Origin of the sequence: Rhodococcus sp. M8 (genome assembly GCF_015654185.1) — a bacterium.
GTDB classification, from domain to species: Bacteria; Actinomycetota; Actinomycetes; order Mycobacteriales; family Mycobacteriaceae; genus Rhodococcus; species Rhodococcus aetherivorans.
Genome location: NZ_CP064065.1, coordinates 4,155,600 through 4,172,260 on the forward strand (window position 1 = coordinate 4,155,600; position 16,661 = coordinate 4,172,260).

General features: G+C 70.9%; 14 protein-coding genes. 5 read left to right on the forward strand and 9 right to left on the reverse strand.

The features are described from left to right. Positions 1-46 precede the first annotated feature (46 nt). Together ISO16_RS18820 and ISO16_RS18825 are read left to right on the forward strand one after the other, a co-directional pair. Entirely contained in the window at positions 47-2,821 is a 2,775-nt protein-coding gene (locus ISO16_RS18820) for an FAD-binding and (Fe-S)-binding domain-containing protein (RefSeq protein ID WP_072633977.1), read from the forward strand. Between the two features lie 82 nt (positions 2,822-2,903). Then, on the forward strand, positions 2,904-3,323 hold the full coding sequence (locus tag ISO16_RS18825) for a DoxX family protein (protein WP_050034386.1): 420 nt from the start codon (positions 2,904-2,906) through the stop codon (positions 3,321-3,323). Positions 3,324-3,383: 60 nt separating this feature from the next. Here ISO16_RS18825 and ISO16_RS18830 read toward each other — a convergent pair whose 3' ends face one another. From ISO16_RS18830 to ISO16_RS18840, 3 genes are read right to left on the reverse strand one after another with little or no spacing between them, the layout of a single operon-like run. Continuing rightward, the gene (locus ISO16_RS18830) at positions 3,384-5,297 is read right to left on the reverse strand and encodes a galactan 5-O-arabinofuranosyltransferase (protein ID WP_072633983.1); all 1,914 of its coding nucleotides are present in this window, start codon (positions 5,295-5,297) and stop codon (positions 3,384-3,386) included. A gap of 39 nt (positions 5,298-5,336) precedes the next feature. Beyond that, the gene (locus ISO16_RS18835; protein ID WP_043800442.1) at positions 5,337-6,134 is read right to left on the reverse strand and encodes a decaprenylphospho-beta-D-erythro-pentofuranosid-2-ulose 2-reductase; all 798 of its coding nucleotides are present in this window, start codon (positions 6,132-6,134) and stop codon (positions 5,337-5,339) included. Further along, positions 6,134-7,558: an FAD-binding oxidoreductase gene (locus tag ISO16_RS18840; protein WP_006932747.1), complete on the reverse strand. Its 1,425-nt coding sequence runs from the start codon at positions 7,556-7,558 to the stop codon at positions 6,134-6,136. Before ISO16_RS18840 ends, ISO16_RS18835 begins: the two co-directional genes overlap by 1 nt. Before the next feature lie 206 nt (positions 7,559-7,764). Here ISO16_RS18840 and ISO16_RS18845 point away from each other — a divergent pair, with 206 nt between their 5' ends. Then, positions 7,765-8,187 (forward strand): GtrA family protein, encoded by a 423-nt coding sequence (locus ISO16_RS18845; protein ID WP_006932748.1) that lies wholly within the window; start codon positions 7,765-7,767, stop codon positions 8,185-8,187. Positions 8,188-8,263: 76 nt separating this feature from the next. Here the strand turns inward: ISO16_RS18845 and ISO16_RS18850 are convergent, their stop codons facing one another. From ISO16_RS18850 to rfbA, 3 genes are read right to left on the reverse strand one after another with little or no spacing between them, the layout of a single operon-like run. Beyond that, positions 8,264-8,749: a GtrA family protein gene (locus tag ISO16_RS18850; RefSeq protein ID WP_083662365.1), complete on the reverse strand. Its 486-nt coding sequence runs from the start codon at positions 8,747-8,749 to the stop codon at positions 8,264-8,266. Further along, positions 8,746-9,333 carry a dTDP-4-dehydrorhamnose 3,5-epimerase family protein gene (locus ISO16_RS18855; protein WP_006932752.1) on the reverse strand — a complete coding sequence of 196 codons (588 nt, stop codon included), beginning with the start codon at positions 9,331-9,333 and terminating at the stop codon, positions 8,746-8,748. The genes ISO16_RS18850 and ISO16_RS18855 overlap by 4 nt, the downstream gene beginning before the upstream one ends. Positions 9,334-9,335: 2 nt before the next feature. Then, positions 9,336-10,208, reverse strand: coding sequence for a glucose-1-phosphate thymidylyltransferase RfbA (gene rfbA / locus ISO16_RS18860; RefSeq protein ID WP_006932754.1), 873 nt, complete (start codon positions 10,206-10,208; stop codon positions 9,336-9,338). A gap of 64 nt (positions 10,209-10,272) precedes the next feature. Between rfbA and rfbB the strand changes: the two genes are divergently transcribed. Continuing rightward, complete coding sequence (gene rfbB, locus ISO16_RS18865; protein WP_050034387.1) at positions 10,273-11,289, forward strand: dTDP-glucose 4,6-dehydratase; 1,017 nt, start codon at positions 10,273-10,275, stop codon at positions 11,287-11,289. On the opposite strand, the gene ISO16_RS18870 is transcribed toward rfbB, so the two are convergent. Together ISO16_RS18870 and ISO16_RS18875 are read right to left on the reverse strand one after the other, a co-directional pair. Beyond that, positions 11,247-12,215 (reverse strand): NAD-dependent epimerase/dehydratase family protein, encoded by a 969-nt coding sequence (locus ISO16_RS18870; protein ID WP_072633978.1) that lies wholly within the window; start codon positions 12,213-12,215, stop codon positions 11,247-11,249. The two genes, rfbB and ISO16_RS18870, sit on opposite strands and share 43 nt — an antisense overlap. A 2-nt stretch (positions 12,216-12,217) precedes the next feature. Next, entirely contained in the window at positions 12,218-13,219 is a 1,002-nt protein-coding gene (locus ISO16_RS18875; protein WP_029547039.1) for a glycosyltransferase family 2 protein, read from the reverse strand. A 165-nt stretch (positions 13,220-13,384) separates the two neighbouring features. On the opposite strand from ISO16_RS18875, the gene ISO16_RS18880 reads away from it, so the two are divergent. Then, positions 13,385-14,224, forward strand: coding sequence for a glycosyltransferase family 2 protein (locus ISO16_RS18880; RefSeq protein WP_072633979.1), 840 nt, complete (start codon positions 13,385-13,387; stop codon positions 14,222-14,224). Here ISO16_RS18880 and ISO16_RS18885 read toward each other — a convergent pair. Further along, positions 14,211-16,457 (reverse strand): hypothetical protein, encoded by a 2,247-nt coding sequence (locus tag ISO16_RS18885; protein ID WP_083662366.1) that lies wholly within the window; start codon positions 16,455-16,457, stop codon positions 14,211-14,213. The two genes, ISO16_RS18880 and ISO16_RS18885, sit on opposite strands and share 14 nt — an antisense overlap. Positions 16,458-16,661 lie beyond the last annotated feature (204 nt).

Genomic DNA, 16,661 nt, shown 5'->3' on the forward strand with positions numbered 1-16,661 from the left:
GTCCGACCCGCGACGAAGCGACCCCGGTAGGCACTAGCATCGGCCTATGGCCAGGGCGACGGCGATCGGCGAGGCCCTGCGTGGCGCGGGCATCTCCGACGTGCTCGACGACACCACCACCCGGGCCCTGTACTCGTCCGACGCCTCCCTCTACCGGGTGCCCCCGCAGGCGGTGGTGCGGCCCCGTGAGATCGACGAGGTCGCCACCGTGCTCGAGGTGTGCCGCCGGCACGGCGTTCCGTTCACCTCGCGCGGCGGCGGAACGTCTGTCGCCGGCAACGCCGTCGGCCCCGGCGTCGTGCTCGACTTCAGCCGTCATCTCGGCCGTGTCCTGCAGATCGACCCCGAGGCCCGCGCCGCGACGGTGCAGCCCGGCGTCGTCCAGTCCGAACTGCAGCGCGCGGCCGCCCCGTACGGACTGCGCTTCGGGCCCGACCCGTCCACCCACAACCGCTGCACCGTCGGCGGGATGATCGGCAACAACGCCTGCGGTGCCCGCACCCTCGGCTACGGTCGCACCTCCGACAACGTCCTCGGCCTCGAGGTGCTCACCGGCGCGGGCCGGCACCTGTCGCTGCCCGACGACGCCCCCGTCCTGGAATCGCTGCGCCGCCTCGTGCTCGACCACCTCGCCACCATCCGCACCGAGTTCGGCCGGTTCGGCCGGCAGGCGTCCGGCTACGCCCTCGAACACCTGTTGCCGGAGAACGGGTTCGACGTCCTGCGCTTCCTCGTCGGCAGCGAGGGCACGCTCGGCGTCGTCACCGAGGCGACGGTGCGGCTCGTCGCCGATCCCGCGGTGCGCGTCCTGGTGGCCCTCGGCTACCCCGACATCGCGACGGCCGGCGACGCCGCCCACGCGCTGCTCGGCTTCACCCCGACCGCGTGCGAGGGACTCGACTCGCGGATCGTGGACGTGGTGCGTGCGCGGCGCGGCCCGGCGGCGGTGCCGCCGCTGCCGCGCGGGGCGGCGTGGCTGTTCGTCGAACTGTCCGGCGACGACGCCAGCGAGGTGCTCGCCCGGGCGTCGTCTCTCGAACACGCCGTCTCGGCGGTGGATTCGCTGATCGTGACCGATCCGGGGAAGGCCGCGCAACTGTGGCGGATCCGGGAGGACGGGGCCGGGCTGTCCGGGCGCAGCCCCGCCGGGTTGCCCGCCCACTCCGGCTGGGAGGATGCCGCCGTCCCGCCGGAGCGGGTGGGGGAGTACCTGCGCGAGTTCGAGTCGCTGCTGACCCGCTACGGCGTCACCGGCTATCCGTACGGGCACTTCGCCGACGGCTGCATCCACATCCGCCTCGACGTGCCGCTCGAGATCCCCGGGATATTCCGCGAATTCCTCTTCGCGGCAGGTGAACTCGTGGCTTCGTTCGGGGGCTCGATGTCCGGAGAGCACGGCGACGGCCGGGCGCGCAGCGAACTGCTGCCCCTGATGTACTCGCCGACCGCGCTGCGGCTGTTCGGGGCGGTCAAGGCGGTGTTCGACCCCGAGGGCCTGCTCAATCCCGGCGTGCTCGTCGATCCCGTCCCCTCGGACCGGGACCTCAGAGTCCCGGCCGCGCAACGGGTCCAGGACGGCCTGGCGTTCCGGTACACCGGCGACGGCGGCGACTTCACGCAGGCCGTGCACCGCTGCACCGGCGTCGGCAAGTGCCGCGCCGACACCGCCGGCCTCGGTGGGGTGATGTGCCCGTCGTACCTGGCGACGCGGGAGGAGAAGGATTCCACCCGCGGCCGGGCCCGGGTCCTGCAGGAGATGCTCAACGGCACCCTCGTCACCGGATCCTGGCGCTCACCGGAGGTGCACGAGGCGCTCGAACTGTGCCTGGCGTGCAAGGGCTGCGCCTCCGACTGCCCGACCGGTGTGGACATGGCCACCTTCAAATCCGAAGTGCTGCAACAGAGTTACCAGGGCCGCGTGCGGCCCGTCACGCACTACACCCTCGGGCGGCTGCCGCGCTGGGCGGCGCTGGCGAGCCGGGCGCCGCGCGCGGTGAACGCGCTGGGCAAGGTGCCGGGGGTGGCGGCCGCCGGGCTGACCCTCGCCGGAGTGGACCGGCGCCGCCGCGTGCCCGAGTTCGCGTCGCGCACGTTCCGCCGCTGGTTCGCAGACACGGCCGCCGAGCGTCGCACGGACGGCGAGCCCGTCCTGCTGTTCGTCGACACCTTCACCGAGTACTTCACCCCGGAGGTGGCGATCGCCGCGGTGCGGGTGCTCGAGGCCGCAGGCCGACGGGTGTGCGTGACCGACCGGCAACAGTGCTGCGGCCTGACGTGGATCACCACCGGTCAGCTGGATGCCGCCCGGAAGATCTTGGGCCGCACCCTCTCCGCCCTGTTCCCGGCCGGCATGCCGATCGTGGGGCTCGAACCGTCGTGCACCGCGGTCCTGCGCTCCGACGCCGTCGAGCTGCTCGGGTTCGAGCCGGCGCGCGTCGTCGCCGAGTCGACGGTGACGCTGGCCGAGCTGCTCGGCGACTGGGAGCCGCCGTCGCTGTCCGGGACGACGGTGGTGGCCCAGCCGCACTGCCACCACCACGCCGTGATGGGGTGGGGCGCCGACGCCGCGCTGCTGCGCCGGGCCGGCGCGACGGTCACCCGGCTCGGCGGATGCTGCGGTCTCGCCGGCAACTTCGGCGTGGTGCCCGGGCACTACGACGTCTCCGTCGCCGTCGCCGGGCACCAGCTGCTGCCCGCGATCGCCGCCGCGGGCCCGGACGACGTCGTGCTCGCCGACGGCTACTCCTGCCGCACCCAGATCGCCGACCTCACCGACCGGCGAGGGGTACACCTCGCGCAGCTGCTCGCGTCCAGGCTGTGAGCCGACGATCCACGGCGATGAGTTTTTCCGGGCCGGCCGGTCAGTCCGTAGCGAGACCACCCCGCGACCCCAGGAGCCCGTCATGATCTCGACCACCACCCGCCCCGCCGAGCGCACCACCGACCGGAAGTTCCGCATCGCCGGCCTCGTGCTCACCGGCCTCGTCGTGCTGTTCCTGCTGTTCGACGTCACGATCCACATCCTCAACGTCGACCAGGCCCGGGAGGCGATGATCGATCTGGGCTTCGACCCGGATCTCAACTACGTCATCGGTGTCGTCCTGCTCGTGTGCCTGGCGCTGTACCTGGTCCCGGCCACGTCGATCCTCGGGGCGGTGCTGCTGACCGGTTACCTCGGCGGCGCCGTGGCGACGAACATGTTGAACGAGATGCCGCTCTTCAGCACCATCCTCTTCCCGGTGTATGTCGGTGTCCTCGTGTGGGCCGGGCTGTACCTGCGCGATCCGGTGGTGCGGTCGGTGATGCCGCTGCGCCGCGCCTGAGCCCCCTCGCAACCGTTGCCGGTCGTCCGCGAACACCGTCGGGTTCGCGGACGACTGCGGCTATCCGGTGCGGGTGACGACGACGAACGGCCCGATCTCCGAGATCGTGAAGCGCGGATCGTCGAACAGCGACTTCGGGTACGTCACCGTGTAGCGGCGCACATTGGGGTCGTTGGGGTACACGTCCTCGGCGAGCCGGAGCGTGTAACCCTCGGCGCCCTGACGGAACACGATCGCGTCGGGGCCCCGCCACGGCGACTCGTCCCACGCCGCGAGCAGCTCGTCGGCCGTCTCGAGCGACGCCCAGTCCTCGATCGCGGCGGCGCGAGCCTCGAAGTCCGCCAACGGATTCGCGTAGTGCGACGTCAGCGCCTGGAATCCGAGGTAGGGGTGATAGGCGAGGAAGGTGGTGTCGGCAGTGAGGACGACGATCTCGTCGCGGGGCAGGTCCCGCGCCGCGGTGATCGCCTCGTCCAGCTCGGCGTAGTAGGCGCCGGCGCCGGGCGGACGCTGGTCGGCGCGGTCACCGTCGCCGTCGGTGTCGGTGTAGGCGACGGTGATCTCGCTCGCGAGGACCTGCGGGATGTTCTGGGTGAACGCAACCGCGCCCAGCGCGCCGACCGCGATCAGGGACCACCGCACCCGCTGGTTCTCGCTGGTGGCCAGCACGATCCACCGGGTGAAGTCGACGAATGCGAACGTGCCGGCGGCCGCGAGCAGCACGAGCAGGATCACCTCGAGGCGGAAGGCGAGCAGGGTGTTGCCCAGCGCGGTCAGCGCCATCGACGCCAGGTACCACAGGTACACGGATACGACGCCGAGTCCGAGAGCCTGCGCGCGCCGCGACGACGTGGCCCGTCCGACCAGCCACACCGTGCCGAGCAGGCACAGCAGCCCGATCAGCGAACCGTGGAACATCGGCAGCGGCAGCCGGGCCCCGGTCTCGGGCAGATAGTGCGTCGCGGTGCCGGATCCGGCGGTGGACCCGCCCCGCAGCACCTCGAGCACGAACGGCGCCCACACGATCAGCGCGACGAGTGCCGCGATCGCACCGATCACCACGAACCGCACGAGCACCGGGACCGCGGCGCGCCACGTGCCGGCCGCGCGTCGCGCCAGCACCGCCGCGACGACGGCCATCACGGTGACGGCGAACGCGGCGATGCCCAGGTAGAGCGTGTAGAACGTGGCCGCCAGCCCGAGGAACAGTCCGGTCCCGACGGCGGCTCCGCCGCCCGGTGCGCCCTTTGGGCTGCTCCAGCCGCCCGAAGGACGCACCGGGCGCGACAGCGCCCCCCACGCCATGACGAGGGCGGGCGCGAGCAGCAGCGCGATGACGGCGCCGTACGGTTCGGGGGAGCCGTAGGCGAGGACGACGGCGGTGGTCGCGGTGGCGACCAGCACGGCCAGATCGACCCGCACCAGCGCGGTCCACAACACGAGCGCGCCGACGGCGGCGACGGCCAGCGACACGATCGACCACGGCTTGAACGCCTCCCAGCCGTCCAAGCCGAGCAGGTTCGCGAAGCGGCCGCCCACCCAGAACCAGCCGGCGGGATAGAACGGCGGCAGGTCCGCGTACGTCATGTCCCGCAGGGCCGGGGAGTCGGTGAGCCGTGTCAGGTACTCGGTGCGGAACTCCTGGTCGACGGAGATGCCGTGCAGATAGAGCTTCGTCGCGGCCAGCGGCATCCCGAGGGTGACGGTGACCAGGCCCGACAGGCCGGCCCACGACAGCACCCGCGCGAACGGCGTCCACCGTCGCCGCCGGTGCAGCACGACGGAGACGGCGAGCACGGCGAGCGCCCCCACCTGCAGCACCGTCGTGACGGCCTGCGTGACGTTCGACGAGTTGAAGGCGGGCCACTGCACGCGCGCGAACGCGAACAGGCCGACGGCGGCGACGATCGCGGCGACGAGAACCGCAGCGGCCCCCTCGCCGGCGGTGCGGAGCGCACGCCGGAAGGGGGCCACGTCGGAGGAGAGTACGGCTGGGTCGGACACCCCGGCAGCCTAGATCGGCAGCTTTCGGAAGATCGCGCGCGGGACGTGCCGCAGCACCATCATCACGTAGCGGAAGGCGCCCGGAGCCCACACGAGTTCCTTGCCCTTCTCGGACGCGGAGACGGCGAGCTTGGCGACGTCCTCCTTGTTCACCGTCAGCGGGGCTTCCTTCACCCCGGCGGACATGCGGGTGCGGACCTGCCCCGGCCGGATCACCAGGACACGGGGGCCGTACTCGCGCAGCGCCTCGCCGAGCCCGAGGTAGAAGCCGTCGAGACCGGCCTTGGTGGAGCCGTACACGAAGTTGGAGCGGCGCACCCGCTCACCCGCGGCGGAGGACATGGCGATGATGCGGCCGTAGCCCTGCGCCTTCATCTTCTCGCCGACGAGCACGCCGACGGACACGGCCGCGGTGTAGTTGATCTCGGCGATCTGCACGGCCTTGGCCTGGTTCTGCCACAGCTCCTCGGCATCGCCGAGCAGTCCGAACGCGACGATCGCGACGTCGACGTCGCCGGCAGGAGCGGAGCCTGCGGAGCGACCGTTTCCGGCGAGGTCCCAGGCTCGGTCGATCACCTTCGGGTGGCTGCCGGTGTCGAGGGCGTCGAAGTCGATCACGTCGACCTTGGTGGCCCCGGCGGCCTTCACCTGCGCGACGGCGTCGTCGCGCAGCGGGTCGTTCGGCAGCGCCGCGAGGATCACGCGGGCCGGCGCCCTGCGCAGGTACTCCTCGACGATGGCGAGGCCGATCTCGGACGTGCCACCGAGGAGCAGCAGGGTCTGGGGGTTGCCGACGGCGTTGATCATCAGTGGAGTTCCAACCTTCTGGACATATCGGAGGCGAACACGTTGGTGGGATCGACCGAGCGGCGGATCTTGATCCATTCGCCGATGCGCGGGTACATCGCGTGGAACGTCTCGGCGGAGGTGCGCGAATCCTTGGCGGTGTAGAGGCGGCCGCCGAATTCGAGGACGCGGCGGTCGAGTTCGCGGACGAACTCGTTCAGGCCCGCCTTGATGGGGAAGTCGACGCAGATGTTCCACCCCGGGATCGGGAAGCTCAGCGGCGCCTTGTTGCCCGGGCCGAACAGCTTGAAGACGTTGAGGAACGAGTAGTGCCCCGACTTCTGGATGTCGACGATGATCCTCTTGAACTCCTCGACGGCCTCCGTGGGCACCACGAACTGGTACTGCAGGAAGCCGTTCGAACCGTAGGCGCGGTTCCACTCACCGAACATGTCGAGCGGGTGGTAGAACTGCGTCAGATTCTGGACCTTGCCGCGGTAGGTGCCGGACTTGCGGTACCACAGCTCGCCGACGGCGCTGAAGGTGTACTTGTTGGCCAGGCCGTTCGGGAAGATGTCCGGGAACGTCAGCAGCGTCGGCGCGTCGAACTTCAGCGGGTTCTTCTGCAGCTTCTTCGGCAGCTGGTCGAGCTTCGCGAGCGAACCGCGGGAGACCGCCGCGCGGCCGAGCTTCGGCGGCGGTGCGACCGCGTCGAACCAGGCGCTCGAGTAGTCGTAGTTCGCCTCGCTGCCGTCGCTGTGCAGCGCGATCGTCTCGTCGAGGGTGCTGGTGACGTCGCCGTCGGCGATGAAGTACGCCGTCTCGGTGGGCGTCATCTCGATCGTGGCGCGCAGGATGATGCCGGTCAGGCCCATGCCGCCGACCGTCGCCCAGAACAGCTTGGAGTTGCGACCGTTCGGGGTGAGGGTGCGCACCTGGCCGTCGGCCGTGAGCAGGTCCATCGACCGGACGTGGTTGCCGAAGCTGCCGGCGCTGTGGTGGTTCTTGCCGTGGATGTCCGCGCCGATGGCGCCGCCCACGGTCACCTGCCGGGTGCCCGGCAGCACCGGCACCCACAGGCCGAACGGCAGCGCCGCGCGCATCAACTGGTCCAGGTTGGCGCCCGCGTCGACGGTGACCAGACGCGATTCGCGGTCGATCGTGTGAATCCGGTCCAGCGCCGTCATGTCGACGACGAGCCCGCCCGCGTTCTGCGCCGGGTCACCGTACGAGCGGCCGAGGCCGCGGGCGATGACACCGCGGCGCAGATGCGACGGCTTGGACTCGTTCTGCTCCGCGACCCGGGCGACCGCCTGCGCGATCACCTCGACGTCGGGAGTGGACAGCACCTCCGCGGTGGTCGGGGCGGTGCGCCCCCAGCCGGTCAGAGTGCGGGTCTGGGTGGGGAGCGGCGCGGCGGCCGGCTCTGCAGCTGTCGTGGACATCGCCGTACAGGTTACCCGCCGGTCGCAGCAGCGAGAGTGTGTCGGTGGCGACGTCCCCGCCCCGGCGTCCGGATTGCCGGAACCGTCCCGGTGCGTTCCGTCGCGGAGCGGGAGCGCTCGCGCCGCTCGCATAGGCTGTCGCCGTGTCCGAGCACCCGCAGCACCCGCACTGGCAGACGCAACCGGAGCACCACGCCCCCCTGCCGGTGGAGATCCCCCTCACCGACAGCACCGCCGACGAGGCGCTCGACCTGAAGACGCAGATCGTGCGGTTCGTCCTCACCGGCGGGCTGTCCGCGATCGTGGACTTCGGTCTCTACGTGCTGCTGCTGGCCGTGGGGCTGCACGTCAACGTCGCGAAGTCGCTGTCGTTCGTCGCCGGCACCACCACCGCCTACCTGATCAACCGGCGCTGGACCTTCAGGGCGGAACCGAGCCGGGCCCGGTTCGTCGCGGTGGTGATCCTGTACGCCGTCACCTACGCCGTGCAGGTCGGCATCAACTACGTGCTGTACGACGCGCTGCCCGCCGAGTGGTGGCGCGTGCCGCTCGCATTCGTCGTCGCGCAGGGCACGGCCACCGTGATCAACTTCGTGGTGCAGCGCGCCGTGATCTTCCGCCTGCGCTGATCGGTCGGCCGTGGGGGCGAGCGAATGTACCGCTCACCTCCGTGGTCCGACGAAATGGTCCATTCGCTCGGGTCGCTCAGTCGTGCTTGGCGCGGCGGAAGGAGAAGTCCCGGTAGCCGAAGAAACTCGCCGTCGCGGTCACGAAGGTGATCACGATCTGCGCGGGGATCGGGGGGAATCCGAGGACGGACACCGCCAGCGTCATGAGCGCGAGGTTCAGCAGGAACGCGCTCAGGTTGACGGTCACGAACCGCCACAGGTCACGCAGGAAGTGACCGCGCACGCGGAACACGAGGTAGCGGTAGGTGGAGAAGGCGCACAGCACGTTGGAGGCGTAGCCCGCCATGATCGCGACGTGGTAGCCGAGGGTGTCGCCGACGGCGAGCTGCCACACGATGAACCAAGCGGTGCCCAGCGCGGTGTTGAAGGCCCCCACCAGCAGGAACGCCACGGCCTGGTTCTTGAACAGGCGCATGAGCGGGCCCGGCGCCCCCGACATCCCGCCGGGTGCGCCGGCGGGTTCGGTGACGGGATCGGGGGAGGGCACCGGCTGCGCGCTCACCCGAGGTACCGCGGCAGCGACCCGGCCGCGACGGCGTCGGCCAGCGAGGGGGCCGCCCGGTCCTTGTCGGACAGCTGGTGGTGCAGGGGCGCCCCGTCGCGGCCGGTGGTGGGCCAGTCGATGCCGATCTGCGGGTCGAGGGGGTCGATCTCGTGTTCGCGGTCGGGGTTGTAGCCGGTCGAGCACAGGTAGACGACGGTCGAGCCGTCGGCCAGGGAGCAGAAGGCGTGGCCGAGGCCCTCGGGGAGGAAGATCGCGCGGCGGTCGACGTCGTCGAGCAGCACCGCGTCCCACTGTCCGAAGGTGGGCGAGCCGACGCGCAGGTCGACGACGACGTCGAGCACCGCGCCGGCCGGGCAGGTGACGTACTTGGCCTGCCCGGGGGGGACGTCGGCGTAGTGGATGCCGCGCAGCACCCCGGCGGCGGAGACCGAGCAGTTGGCCTGGGCGAGGTCGAGGGCGCGTCCGGCGGCGTCGGTGAAGGTGGGCTGTTTGAACCACTCGTAGAAGACGCCGCGGTCGTCGCCGAACTGTCGGGGGGTGATCTCGTAGGCGCCGGGGATCTTCAGTTCGCGGTAGTGCACCGTCAGTGTCCTTCCCGGTCGAGCAGGTCGAGCAGGTAGCTGCCGTAGCCGGATTTGACCAGCGGCGCGGCCAGGGCGCGCAGGTCGTCGTCGGTGATGAAGCCGCGCCGCCACGCGACCTCCTCGGGGGCGCCGATCTTCAGGCCCTGGCGTTGTTCGATGGTACGGACGTAGTTGCCGGCGTCGAGCAGCGAGTCGAAGGTGCCGGTGTCGAGCCAGGCGGTGCCGCGCGGCAGGACCTCGACCTGGAGCCGGCCGGCCTCGAGGTAGGTGCGGTTGATGTCGGTGATCTCGTATTCGCCGCGGTCCGACGGGCGCAGGCCGCGGGCGATGGCGACGACGTCGTTGTCGTAGAAGTACAACCCGGGCACCGCGAAGTTCGACTTCGGGGTGGCCGGCTTCTCCTCGAGCGAGAGCGCCCGGCCCTCGGAGTCGAACTCGATCACCCCGTAGGCCCTGGGATCGGAGACGCGGTAGGCGAACACCGCGCCGCCGTCGAGGTCGGCGAACCGGGTGAGCTGGGTGCCCAGGCGGGGGCCGTAGAAGATGTTGTCGCCGAGGACGAGGGCGACGCTGCCGGTGCCGATGTGCTCGGCGCCGAGCACGAACGCCTGGGCGAGCCCGTTCGGCTCCGGCTGGACCCGGTAGGTCAGGTTCACCCCGTAGCGCGACCCGTCGCCGAGCAGGCGCTGGAACTGTGGAGCATCCTCGGGCGTGGTGATGATCAGGATGTCGCGGATCCCGGCGAGCATGAGGGTCGAGAGCGGGTAGTAGATCATCGGCTTGTCGTAGACCGGTACGAGCTGCTTGCTCACTCCCAGGGTGATCGGGTGCAGGCGGGACCCGGTGCCGCCGGCGAGAATGATTCCGCGCATGACGGGCAGTCTCCCATCCGGGGTGGACGCGGACCAGCGAACGCACCGCCGGTAGGGTTGCCGCATGCGGCTGCTCGTCACCGGCGGTGCCGGTTTCATCGGTGCGAACTTCGTGCATCGGACCGTCGCCGACCGCCCCGAGGCGCGGGTGACCGTGCTCGACAAGCTCACCTACGCCGGCAACCCGGCCTCCCTCGACCCGGTCGCCGAGAAGATCCGCTTCGTCCGCGGCGACGTCGCCGACGCGGACCTGGTCGACGCGCTGGTCGCCGAGTCGGATCTGGTGGTGCACTTCGCCGCCGAGTCGCACAACGACAACTCCCTGGCCGATCCGTCGCCATTCGTGCAGACCAACCTGATCGGCACGTTCACCCTGCTCGAGGCGGTGCGCCGGCATTCGGTGCGGTATCACCACATCTCCACCGACGAGGTGTACGGCGATCTCGAGCTCGACGATCCGGCCCGGTTCACCGAGGCCACCGCCTACAACCCGTCGAGCCCGTACTCGTCGACCAAGGCCGGCTCGGACCTGCTGGTGCGCGCGTGGGTGCGCTCGTTCGGGGTGGCCGCGACGATCTCGAACTGCTCGAACAACTACGGCCCCTATCAGCACGTGGAGAAGTTCATCCCGCGGCAGATCACCAACGTCCTCGACGGGATCCGGCCCAAGCTGTACGGCACCGGGGCGAACGTGCGGGACTGGATCCACGTCGACGACCACAACCGGGCGGTGTGGACGATCATCGACAAGGGCGAGATCGGCCAGACCTATCTGATCGGCGCGGACGGCGAGACGAACAACCGCACCGTCGTCGAGACCATCCTCGAGCTGTGCGGTAAGGACCGGGGCGACTTCGACTTCGTCACCGACCGCCCCGGCCACGACCTGCGCTACGCCATCGACGCCACCCGCCTGCGCACCGAGCTCGGCTGGACCCCCCGCTACCGGGACTTCCGCGAGGGCCTGGCCGCGACCATCGACTGGTACCGCACCCACGAGCACTGGTGGCGACCGCAGAAGGACGCCACCGAGCAGGCCTACGCCCGTTCCGGGGAGCGGACACTCGGCCGAGCCGAATGACCCATCGTGCGCCGGGTCGCTTCCAGCGTGGCGGCGATGCCGGCCGGGAGGGGCCGATGGCTGCGGCGGTCCAGCTCGGTCCACACGAGCGACCGTAACCGCAGGTCCCGCCCTTGCACCGACGCGAGCGGTGAGGACGCGAGCACGACGTTGGGGCGGCGGCGGAAGACGGTCCGGCACGCGCCGAGGATCGCGCCGATCGTCACCGACCGGCCGGACGCGAAGATCTTGGTGCTCACCCCGCCCGATTCGGCTTCCGCCCGCGCCAGGGCGTCGGCAACCATCTCCGCCGCGTCGGAGATGTAGAGGTAGTCCCGCAGGGTGTCCATCGAGACGTAGATCGAGACCGGTGCCCCGGTGAGATAGCCGCGGCACAGGTGGGAGATGAGACCCTGCGGCTTGGCGAGATTCTGCCCCGGCCCGTAGAGGTTCGCGAAGCGGCCGATCACCGCGGTGGCGCCGGTCGCCCCGGCGAAGTCGGTGACGACGGCCTCGGCGGCCAGCTTGGCGTGTCCGTAGAGACCGAGCGGGGCCGTGGGGCTGTGCTCGGAGTGGGGTGCGCCCGGCGCGGCCGCGTACACACCGCCTGCCGACGAGGCGTGGAACACCGTCCCGTGCTCGGCGCTGCCGCCGGCTGCGTGCGCCAGTCCGTCGAGCACGTCGCGCAGCAGAGCGTTCTCGGCCGCGAATGCTTCCGCCGTCGTGCCGTTCACCCCGGCGCCGGCACACCACGCGACCCGCCACGGCCCACCACCGGTGGCGCGGACGAACCGGTCCGCGTCGGCCAGCAGCACGTCGCGGGCCTGCTCCGGCTCCTCCCAAGGCACCACGCTCGTCGCCACCGGGACGCCGCGGCGGTGCAGCTCCCGGGTCACCCACGAGCCGAGCAGTCCGCCACTTCCGACGACCCACGTCGGCGCCGGCACGGCTACCCGCTCCGGAACGATTCGAGGTCGGGATACCGCTGTGTGCGGGCCAGCGGACCGGAGCCGGGATCGCTGACGATCAGGTACGGCGGTTTGCCCATCGCCGTCTTCACCGCCACCCCCACGTACTCGGCGATGACTCCGAGGGAGAACAGGACGGCGCCGAATCCCAGCAGCAGGATGACCGTCGTCGAGGCCCAGCCCTGCACCGGGAAACGGTTGCCGAGGAACAGGTAGGACACCAGCACCCACACCGCCCACAGGATCCCGCCCACGGCCAGGACCACGCCCAGCAGACTCACCATCCGCAGGCCCTTGGTTCCGCTCGACAGCACCATCCGCCAGAAATGCGACAGCAGCGTGCGCAGCCGGTAGCCGGACGCACGTCCCTGCTCCTCCCGCAGGGCGACCGGGCTCGTGCTCACCTTGCCTGCGATCCACCCCAGCGCGACGTCGAGGTAGACCTCGGAACCCGCGTAGGCGGCGAGGGAACGTCCCACCTCGCCCAGCACCAGACGGAAACTCTGGTAATCGGGGCTGTCGGGCACGGACAGCACCCGGGCCAGGAACCACTTGGATCCCTTGGAGGCCACGTTGCGCAGCAGGCCGTGCGGTGCCGCGTTCGTCGGTTTGGCGTATACGACGGTCGCGCCCTCGTCGAGCGCGGTGTCGAGCAGCCCGCCGATGGCGGCGGGATCGTGCTGACCGTCCTCGTCGAGGGTGACGATCCACTCGCCGCCACTCGACGCCATGCCCGCGAGCGTCGCCGGATGCTGGCCGAAGTTCCGGCTGAGCCACACCCCGGCGACGAAGGGGTACTTCGCGGCCAGCTCCCGGATGACGCGGGCCGAGTCGTCGGGGCCGTTGTCGTGGACGAGCAGGACCTCCTCGACCACCATGGGACGGCCGCCGGGGGTCAGTGTCACCTCGGTCCACGGAACGATCTGCTCGAGCAGGTCACCCAGGGTGTGTTCGCCCTGATAGACCGGCACGACGACCGACACGCGGTGTGGCGTGCCCACCCCCGGCCGGTCGTCGCTGCTCACAAGTCGGGAGTGTATACGCCGGGTGGGGCTGTTTTCGGGTGCGGGCCGTGCCGATGTACGGTGGCGCCGTCAGTCGGCCCGCCACGAGCGCCGGGCGTGCGTTCGAGGACGGGATGAGCAGCAGTGACGAGGCCGAAACTGTCCGTGGTGATTCCGGCCTACAACAATGCGCCGTTCATCGAGGCGACGGTCGAGTCCGTGCTCGGGCAGGACTTCGAGGATTTCGAACTGATTATCGCCGACCACAGTTCGACCGACGGCACCGCCGACCTGCTCGGCAAGTACGCCCGCGACCGGCGCGTGACCCTGTTGTCGACTCCGACGGGCGGTGGTGCGCCCCGGAACTGGCAGCGCGTGACGGCCGAGGCCACGGGCGAGTACGTCAAGCTGGTGTGCGGCGACGACCTGCTGTATCCGGGGGCCCTGTCGGCCCAGGTGGCGGCCCTGGACGCGCACCCGTCGGCGGTGGCGGTGGCGTCGCAGCGGGACATTCTCGACGCGCGAGGCGCGAAGATGATCGGTGGACGCGGTCTCCAGGGACTGTCGGGCCTGGTGCCGGGCGGGGAGGCGATCCGGCGCACCGTGCGGCTGGGCACGAACGTGTTCGGTGAGCCGATGTGCGTGATGATGCGCCGCGATGCCCTCGAGCGGGCCGGCGGATGGGACGGTCGTTTCCCCTACCTGATCGACATGGCCTCCTACACGAAGGTGCTGTTCCACGGCGACCTGTATGCCCTGCGGCAGGTCGTCGGCGGTTTCCGGGTCAGTGCCGGTCAGTGGAGCGTGGCCCTCGTCGCCGAGCAGGCCCGGCAGGCGAAGGCCTATCACCGGTGGGTGTCCGAACAACTGCCCGGCGGGCTCCGGGCGGCCGACGTGTGGCAGGGGAATCGCCGCGCCGAACTCGCCGCGCTTCAGCGGCGGGTGTTCTACACCGTGTTCCGGTCGCGTCTCAGCCCACGGTAGCCGCCGGTACGGGCGCCGCGGCCTCCTCCGGATTCTCCCGTCGCGCCTTCCGCCGGTCTCTCAGGTACAGCAGCTGCATCGCCGCGGCGCCCGCGATGCCCAGGCCCAGGCCGGCGAACCCGGCTCCCTGGCCCGGCGGTGTCCAGCGCACGACGAGCTCGCCGTCCTCGGTGCCGGCGGGGATGTCCACCGCGAGGAACATGCCGTCCACCGAGCGCGGTTCCAGAGGCCGGCCGTCCAGCGTGGCCGAGTAGCCGGGCCAGTTCAGGCGTCCGAAGACGACGCGTCCGCCGTCCACCGAGTTCACGCGGACCCGGCTCGTCGCGTAGTCCTCGGAGACCGAGGTGGCGGTGACCCCCTCCGTGAAGGAGATGCGTCCGTTCCGGCCGCTGATCGGTCCGGCGAGCCGTTCGAGGATCACCGCGTCCACAGCGTCCGCGGACCCGGACGGCGACTGCACCCACCGCCAGCCGGGCGGCGCCGGCTCCGAGTCGGCGTCCGGGTACTGCCGGCGCTGCAGCACCACCCGATCCACGAGCATCAGGTCCACGTACGTCCGGTCGGTGCTCGATTCGGTGGCGAACGCGGCGCCGAACGCGTCGTCGCAGCTCGAGCCGTCGTGCCGCATGCACAGGTGGAAGGCGAACTCCTCGAAGCCGATGGGGGTGTAGGCGTTGACGTACGTCTCGTCGAGGGACTTGGCGAAATTGCCGAACACGAGGGAGCGGTAGACGCCCTGCGGATTCGCGGTCCACGGCAGCACCAGTTCGCGGTCGGCGAGCTGCAGCGTGGTGCCCGGCCGGTCCGGGAAGTTCTCCTTCGCGACCGACTGCCGGGCCGGCAGATCCCACGCGAGCGGGTGCGGGGTCGTCGACGCCACCTGGAAGTACACGACGGGCAGCGCCGAGAGCAGCAGGATCGCCGCCACCGCCCGCTCACCGGCGCGGAGCGCGACCCACAGGACGGCGGCCCCGACGAGGAGGACGGCGCCCGCCCACAGCAGGTGACGGTTCATGAACTCGGGGGACGAAGACCCGGAGCGCAGGGTCATCAGCAGCACGAGCGTGGCCGCCGCGCCCGCCCGCACCCGCATCCTGCGGAGCGTGCCGTGGCGGCTGATCAGCACGCACACCACCACGAGTGTCGCGAGAGCGAACATCGGCAGCAGCCGCGCCGGCCAGCGCAACGGCCCCATCACGCTGGGGCCGGCCGTCGCCATGAGCATGGCGACGAGGAAGATCAGCGCGCCGGCGAGGCTGCGCACGGACCGGTGCACGGTCTTCCAGTCCACGAAGGCGAGCGCGGGGACGGCGAACCAGGCGATGTAGGTGACGGGGAACGGCTGCACCTCCCCGAACCAGGCTTCGATGCCCGGCAGCGCGGAGGGGATGCCGGAGTTGAGGGTGTCCGACCAAGGTGCCGTGAGGAAGTTGTCGTTCTGGAAGCCCTGGTCGGAGCGCCAGGTGACGGAGCTGGACAGCGCCCCGGGCAGGTAGGTGATCAACCCGCCCGCGGCGGCGCAGCTCGCGACCACCGCCAGCCGCAGCGAGGGCCGCCACGAGTGCCGATGGATCCGTTCGCCGATCATGAGGCAGCCCGTGAGGATCCCGGCGACGAGCGCGGGAAAGACGTAGCCGACGCTGACGGCGAGGTACAGGAACACGAACGCCGGCAGGGGACCGGAGCGTCCGCGCAGGTAGCGGAGCGAACTGGCCCACGCCTGGGCCACCCACGCCGAGCCGGTGAGGGCCGTGACCCAGGTCGCCTGGTCGAAGAAGAGCGCGAACCCGGTGAACGGGACGGCGGCGCCGGCCACCGCCGCCCACGTCGCGCGAGCGCCGTACTCCAGGCAGATCCGGTACACGCCCAGCGCCAGGACGACGGAGAACGCCCACTTCACGCCAGTCGAGAGCAGCACCATGTTGTCCACGGACGGCGCGATCAGGTTGACGAGCAGCTGCGGCGGATTCCAGAGGCCGCCCTGCCCCTCGACCGGGTAGTTCCCGGCCATCCACTGTTCCGGCACGAGGCTCGGAAGCTGTCCGGTCCGCAGGATCCGGCCGAGGAAGATCCAGTTCGGTACCGCACCCGATTCCGTGTCGTCGGTGTAGAACCATCGATCGTCGGCCGCCAGGATCACCAGGTAGGTGACCGTCACCATCGCTGCCACTGCGGCACCCCACGTCCGGCGCTGCCGCCGCGTCGTCACCGCGGGCACGACGGCGGAGGTCACATGTGCTCCAGAGGTCGGGGACGGGGCTGGCCGGAGGCCAGGGACGAGGCTGGCCAGAGGCCAAGGATAACGGGGGTGGGCCGGGCGACGACCGGCCGGGCGCGGGGGTGGATCCGCGGGGACGTCGGCCGGTCCCCGGTCCGTTGGTAGCCTGGGACGAGTTGTGTCCTGGGGGGCAGCAAGGTTCCGAAAGGTGTTTCGACG

Excerpts from the sequence above, each read along its gene's own strand:
- ISO16_RS18825 (WP_050034386.1), top strand. The coding sequence starts at position 2,904 with ATGATCTCGACCACCACCCGCCCCGCCGAGCGCACCACCGACCGGAAG.
- ISO16_RS18835 (WP_043800442.1), bottom strand. The coding sequence starts at position 6,134 with ATGATCAACGCCGTCGGCAACCCCCAGACCCTGCTGCTCCTCGGTGGC.
- rfbB (WP_050034387.1), top strand. The coding sequence starts at position 10,273 with ATGCGGCTGCTCGTCACCGGCGGTGCCGGTTTCATCGGTGCGAACTTC.
- rfbA (WP_006932754.1), bottom strand. The coding sequence starts at position 10,208 with ATGCGCGGAATCATTCTCGCCGGCGGCACCGGGTCCCGCCTGCACCCG.
- ISO16_RS18840 (WP_006932747.1), bottom strand. The coding sequence starts at position 7,558 with ATGTCCACGACAGCTGCAGAGCCGGCCGCCGCGCCGCTCCCCACCCAG.
- ISO16_RS18820 (WP_072633977.1), top strand. The coding sequence starts at position 47 with ATGGCCAGGGCGACGGCGATCGGCGAGGCCCTGCGTGGCGCGGGCATC.